The sequence below is a fragment of the Micromonospora parastrephiae genome (assembly GCF_016802865.1).
In the GTDB taxonomy this organism is placed as follows: Bacteria; Actinomycetota; Actinomycetes; order Mycobacteriales; family Micromonosporaceae; genus Micromonospora; species Micromonospora parastrephiae.
On record NZ_JAEVHM010000397.1, the window covers coordinates 1 to 1,383 of the forward strand.

1 protein-coding gene and 1 pseudogene are annotated in these 1,383 nt (G+C 75.5%); both read left to right on the top strand.

The genetic code is table 11. From position 1 onward, the window contains the following. The first annotated feature begins 158 nt into the window (after positions 1 to 158). Positions 159 to 1,085: a sugar phosphate isomerase/epimerase family protein gene (locus tag JNW91_RS31365; RefSeq protein ID WP_203179043.1), complete on the top strand. Its 927-nt coding sequence runs from the start codon at positions 159 to 161 to the stop codon at positions 1,083 to 1,085. Between the two features lie 22 nt (positions 1,086 to 1,107). Next, positions 1,108 to 1,383, top strand: a pseudogene (locus JNW91_RS31370) (EboA domain-containing protein); the annotation flags it as partial.

Sequence of the window (1,383 nt, forward strand, 5' to 3'; positions counted from 1 at the left end):
GGTTCCGGCTCGGGTCCGTGCCGCCGTCGGCGCGGGATCACCGGGCTGCCCGCCCTCCAGGGGGCGCTCACCGCACGCGGCGGGTCTGGCCTGCTCGGGTTGGCCGTCGCGGCGGCGGCGCCGTTGGGTCGTCGACTGGCCCGGAGGGTGTCCCCGACATGACCGCTCCCCAGCCGCGACCCGCGCCGCCGGTCGCCGACGCGACGACGCTGCGCCTCGGGTACGGCACGAACGGCTTCGCCAACCACCGACTCGACGACGCGCTCGCCGTCCTCGCCGACCTCGGCTACGACGGGGTCGCGCTCACCCTGGACCACGACCACCTCGACCCGTTCGCGCCCGGGCTCACCCGCCGGATCGCGGCGGTCGGCCGGCGGCTGAGCGCGCTGGGCCTCGGAGTGGTGATCGAGACCGGGGCCCGCTACCTGCTCGACCCGTGGCACAAGCACGCCCCGACACTGCTGCACGACGACCCGACGCGGCGGATCGAGTTCCTGCGTCGGGCCGTGCGGATCGGTGCGGACCTCGGTGCGGAGGCGGTCTCGTTCTGGGCCGGCGTCCGCCCCGAGACGGTCTCGCCACAGTGCGCCTGGGACCGGCTGGTCGCCGGCTGCGCCACCGTCGTCGACGCGGCCGACTCGGCCGGTGTCACCCTCGGCTTCGAGCCGGAGCCGGGAATGCTGGTGCAGGACATCACGGACTGGCGGCGCCTGCGCGCCGCGCTCGGCGCGCCGGCCCGCTTCGGCATCACCCTCGACATCGGACACTGCCGCTGCCTGGAGCCGTGGCCGGTGCCGCAGTGCGTCGCCGAGGTGGCCGAACACCTGGTCAACGTGCAGATCGACGACATGCGTCGGGGCGTTCACGAGCACCTGGAGTTCGGCACCGGCGAGATCGACTTTCCGCCGGTGCTGGCCGCCCTGGCGCAGGCCGGCTACCGGGGCCTGGTCGCGGTGGAGCTGCCCCGGGACTCGCACGCCGCGCCGGCCGTGGCCGCCCGGTCGATCGAGTTCCTGCGCGCCGCCGCGATCGCCGGCCGTACGGAGGACGAGGTGCCCGCAGACATACCTGGGGTGCCTGCGTAGCAACACAAGGGGAGGAGACGGGATGACACCGGATTCACTACGGGCCGCACTGCGAGGCGTACCCGATCCCGACTGGCTGGACACGGCGCTGCGCCAAGTCGCCACCGAGCCCACCGCGATCACCAGGCTCTTCCCCGCCGCCGGCCGGCGCTGCGGACGCGGCGCGCTGCCCGACGCCCCCGGCTGGACCGCCGACGACGCCGCCCGGGTGCTGCTGCTCACCGCGCTGCCCGGCGACCACGCCGGGTACGCCGACACCCTCCTACCGGCACGGCGACGCGGCCGAGCGGCGGGCCGT

What these genes read in the sequence shown, in the direction of transcription:
- JNW91_RS31365 (WP_203179043.1), top strand. Translation starts at nt 159, where the DNA reads ATGACCGCTCCCCAGCCGCGACCCGCGCCGCCGGTCGCCGACGCGACG.